This is a genomic window from uncultured Aquincola sp. (genome assembly GCF_964001545.1).
GTDB lineage: Bacteria > Pseudomonadota > Gammaproteobacteria > Burkholderiales > Burkholderiaceae_C > Aquincola.
The window spans coordinates 1-4,747 of sequence record NZ_CAXFDV010000396.1; the positions used below are offsets into that span (position 1 = coordinate 1).

General features: G+C 67.0%; 4 protein-coding genes. All 4 read left to right on the top strand.

Annotated elements, in window-relative coordinates; all coding sequences use genetic code 11:
• The coding region (locus ABNT58_RS13665; RefSeq protein WP_348754018.1) for an Hpt domain-containing protein at nucleotides 1-202 on the top strand (202 nt) is incomplete at its 5' end.
• A 246-nt stretch (nucleotides 203-448) separates the two neighbouring features.
• Entirely contained in the window at nucleotides 449-3,307 is a 2,859-nt protein-coding gene (locus ABNT58_RS13670; protein WP_348754020.1) for a 2-oxoglutarate dehydrogenase E1 component, read from the top strand.
• Between the two features lie 29 nt (nucleotides 3,308-3,336).
• Nucleotides 3,337-4,617, top strand: coding sequence for a 2-oxoglutarate dehydrogenase complex dihydrolipoyllysine-residue succinyltransferase (gene odhB / locus ABNT58_RS13675; protein WP_348754019.1), 1,281 nt, complete (start codon nucleotides 3,337-3,339; stop codon nucleotides 4,615-4,617).
• Between the two features lie 7 nt (nucleotides 4,618-4,624).
• Nucleotides 4,625-4,747: FAD-dependent oxidoreductase (locus ABNT58_RS13680; RefSeq protein WP_348754021.1), on the top strand; the 123-nt coding region annotated here is incomplete at its 3' end.

The window sequence follows — 4,747 nt, forward strand, 5'->3', positions numbered from 1 at the left end:
GGCGCTGGCGCGCCGCCTGGCGCACGACCTGGCCAGCGTCTCGGGCACCCTGGGCGCCATGCCGCTGCACGACGCCGCCCGTCGGCTCGAAGCCATCTGCGCCGGCGAGGCCGATGCCGACGGCCTGGAAGCCGCGCTGCAGCACACCTCGGCCTTGCTGGCCGGCGTGATCGACGGCCTGCAGGTGCTGGGCGCCGAGTAGGCCGACGCCCCCTGCGCAATCCCCGGTTTCATGGTTCGCACCACGCCGGGCGTGGAATGCGACCGTGTGCCCACCCCGGGTTCGGAGGGGGAGTGCTACAGTCGCGCTCTTGTTTTTCAGGTCCTTCCCGTCCCCTTTGCTGGCCTACAGCCAAGGCGGGTCGCAATCCGCCAACCGGTCAAGCCGTGTCGCGGAAGGTTTTCCAACCAGCCAACGGTGCCCAAGAAGGGCGCAGAGGTGAGCGAGATGATGGAACAGTACAGGTCGAATTCGTACCTGTTCGGCGGCAACGCGCCGTATGTCGAAGAGCTTTACGAGGCCTACCTCGACAACCCGGGCTCCGTGCCCGAAAACTGGCGTGCGTACTTCGACGCGCTGCAGCATGTGCCCGCGGTCGATGGCTCCGAGAGCCGCGACGTCGCCCATGCCCCGGTGATCGAATCCTTCGCGCAGCGCGCCAAGTCCGGCGCCTTCGCCGTCAAGGCCAGCAGCACCGACCTCGCCGTCGCCCGCAAGCAGGTGCACGTGCAGTCGCTGATCGCGGCCTACCGCTTCCTCGGTTCGCGCTGGGCCGACCTCGACCCCCTCAAGCGCACCGAGCGCCCCAAGATCCCCGAACTGGAGCCGGCGTTCTACGACCTGACCGAGTCCGACATGGACATCGTGTTCAGCGCCACGAACACCTACTTCACCTCTGCCGAGCAGATGACGCTGCGGCAGATCGTGCAGGCCCTGCGCGACACCTACTGCGGCTCCATCGGCGCCGAGTACATGCACTGCACCGAGCCGGCTGAAAAGCGCTGGTGGCAGGAAAAGCTCGAAAGCGCCCGCAGCAAGCCCACGTTCAGCGCTGAGCAGAAGCAGCACATCCTCGACCGCCTGACCGCGGCCGAAGGCCTGGAGCGCTACCTGCACACCAAGTTCGTCGGCCAGAAGCGCTTCTCGCTGGAAGGCGGCGAGAGTTTCATCGCCTCGATGGACGAGATCGTCCAGCGTGGCGGCCAGAAGGGCGTGCAGGAAATCGTCATCGGCATGGCCCACCGCGGCCGCCTGAACGTGCTGGTCAACACCCTGGGCAAGATGCCCAAGGACCTGTTCGCCGAGTTCGAGCACACCGCCCCCGAGAACCTGCCCGCCGGTGACGTCAAGTACCACCAGGGCTTCTCGAGCGACGTGTCGACGGCCGGTGGCCCGGTGCACCTGTCGCTGTCGTTCAACCCCTCGCACCTGGAAATCGTCAACCCGGTGGTCGAAGGCTCGGTCAAGGCCCGCCTGGACCGCCGTGGCGACAAGGAAGGCGACCAGGTGCTGCCGGTGCTGGTGCACGGCGACGCCGCCTTCGCCGGTCAGGGCGTGGTGATGGAAACGCTGGCGCTGGCGCAGACCCGCGGCTACTACACCGGTGGCACGCTGCACATCGTCATCAACAACCAGATCGGCTTCACCACCAGCGACCCGCGCGACACCCGCTCGACGCTGTACTGCACCGACGTGGTCAAGATGATCGAGGCGCCGGTGCTGCACGTGAACGGCGACGACCCCGAAGCCGTGGTGTGGGCCACCCAGCTGGCGCTGGACTACCGCCAGGAGTTCAACAAGGACGTGGTGGTCGACATCGTCTGCTTCCGCAAGCTGGGCCACAACGAGCAGGACACGCCCAGCCTGACGCAGCCGCTGATGTACAAGAAGATCGGCAAGCACCCGGGCACCCGCAAGCTGTACGCGGACAAGCTGGTGGCGCAGAACGTGCTGCCCGCCGACGGCCCCGACGCGATGGTCAAGGCCTACCGCGCCGCGATGGACGCCGGCAAGCACACGGTCGATCCGGTGCTGACCAACTTCAAGAGCAAGTACGCCGTCGACTGGGCGCCGTTCCTCAACCGCAAGTGGACCGACGCCGCCGACACCGCGCTGCCGCTGGCCGAGATCAAGCGGCTGGCCGAGCGCGTGACCACCATCCCCGAGAAGTTCAAGCTGCACCCGCTGGTGGAAAAGGTCATCGCCGACCGCGCCGCCATGGGCCGTGGCGAGATCAACGTCGACTGGGGCATGGGCGAGACGCTGGCCTATGCGTCGCTTGTGGCTTCGGGCTACCCGGTGCGGCTGTCGGGTGAAGACTGCGGCCGCGGCACCTTCGTGCACCGACACGCGGTGCTGCACGACCAGAACCGCGAGAAGTTCGACGAGGGCACCTACATCCCGCTGCAGCACGTGGCCGAGAACCAAGCCCCGTACACCGTCATCGACTCCATCCTGTCGGAAGAGGCGGTGCTGGGCTTCGAGTACGGCTACGCCAGCGCCGAGCCCAACACCTTGGTGATCTGGGAAGCGCAGTTCGGCGACTTCGTCAACGGCGCGCAGGTGGTCATCGACCAGTTCATCGCCTCGGGCGAAGTGAAGTGGGGCCGCGTCAACGGCCTGGTGATGATGCTGCCGCACGGCTATGAAGGCCAGGGCCCCGAGCACAGCTCGGCCCGCCTGGAGCGCTTCATGCAGCTGGCCGCAGACAACAACATGCAAGTCTGCCAGCCGACCTCGGCCAGCCAGATCTTCCACCTGCTGCGCCGGCAGATGGTGCGCATGTTCCGCAAGCCGCTGGTCATCATGACCCCGAAGTCGCTGCTGCGGAACAAGGACGCCACCTCGCCGCTGTCCGACTTCACCAAGGGCGAGTTCCGCACCGTCATCGGCATGGACGTCGCCGACGTAGAAGCCAGCAAGGTCAAGCGCGTGATCGCCTGCTCCGGCAAGGTGGCCTACGAGCTGATCAAGCGCCGCGAAGAGACCAAGGCCAGCAACACCGTCGTCGTGCGCGTCGAGCAGCTCTATCCCTTCCCGCACAAGGCCTTCGCGGCCGAGCTGAAGAAGTACCCCAACGCCACCGAAGTGGTGTGGTGCCAGGACGAGCCGCAGAACCAGGGCGCCTGGTTCTTCGTGCAGCACTACATCCACGAAAACATGGTGGAAGGCCAGAAGCTGGGTTACGCCGGCCGCCCGGCTTCCGCTTCGCCTGCCGTGGGCTATGCCCACCTGCACCAGGAGCAGCAGAAGGCGCTGCTCGACCAGGCTTTTGGCAAGCTCAAGGGCTTCGTGCTGAGCAAGTGACCCCCGACTGATCCGACAACAAACACATCATGGCCATCATTGAAGTCAAGGTTCCGCAACTGAGCGAGTCGGTCGCGGAAGCCACCCTGCTGACCTGGAAGAAGAAGCCCGGCGAAGCCGTTGCTGAAGACGAGATCCTGATCGAGATCGAGACCGACAAGGTCGTGCTGGAAGTGCCGGCGCCCGCCGCCGGCGTGCTGGCCGAGTTCATCAAGACCGACGGTGCCACCGTCGCCAGCGACGAAGTCATCGCCAAGATCGACACCGAAGGCGTGGCCGGCGCTGCGGCGCCCGCCGCCGCCCCGGCACCGGCTGCCGCCCCGGCCGCCGCACCCGCTCCGGCAGCCGCCGCCGCACCCGCGGCCGGTGGCAGCAAGAGCGACGTGGCCATGCCCGCCGCCGCCAAGCTGCTGGCCGACAACAACCTGTCGGTGGGCAGCGTGGCCGGCACCGGCAAGGACGGCCGCGTGACCAAGGGCGACGTGCTGGGTGCCGTGGCCGCTGGCGCTGCCGCGCCGGCCGCCAAGGCCGCCCCCGCACCTGCCGCGGCCCCGGCCGCCAAGCCGCTGCCGCCGGTGCCCGCACCGGCCGTCGTGCAGAACCTGGGCGACCGCCCGGAGCAGCGCGTGCCGATGAGCCGCCTGCGCGCCCGCGTGGCCGAGCGCCTGCTGCAATCGCAGGCCACCAACGCCATCCTGACCACCTTCAACGAGGTCAACATGGCCCCGGTGATGGAGATGCGCAAGAAGTTCCAGGAGAAGTTCGAGAAGGAGCACGGCGTCAAGCTGGGCTTCATGAGCTTCTTCGTGAAGGCGGCGGTCGCGGCGCTCAAGAAGTACCCGGTGATCAACGCTTCGGTCGACGGCACCGACATCGTCTACCACGGCTACTTCGACATCGGCATCGCGGTGGGCTCGCCGCGTGGGCTGGTGGTGCCCATCCTGCGCAATGCCGACCAGATGAGCTTTGCCGACATCGAAAAGAAGATCGCCGAGTTCGGCCAGAAGGCGCGTGACGGCAAGCTGTCGCTCGACGATCTGACCGGCGGCACCTTCTCGATCAGCAACGGCGGCACCTTCGGCTCCATGCTGTCCACGCCCATCATCAACCCGCCGCAAAGCGCGATCCTGGGCGTGCACGCCACCAAGGACCGTGCCGTGGTGGAAAACGGCCAGATCGTGGTGCGCCCGATGAACTACCTGGCGATGAGCTACGACCACCGCATCATCGACGGCCGCGAAGCCGTGCTGGGCCTGGTGACCATGAAGGAAGCGCTGGAAGATCCCGCGCGCCTGCTGTTCGAGATCTGACCCGACCATGGCAAACAAGACTTTCGACGTCGTCGTGATCGGCGGCGGCCCTGGCGGCTACATCGCGGCCATCCGCGCGGCGCAGCTGGGCTTCAACACCGCCTGCATCGACGAATGGCAGAACGCCAAC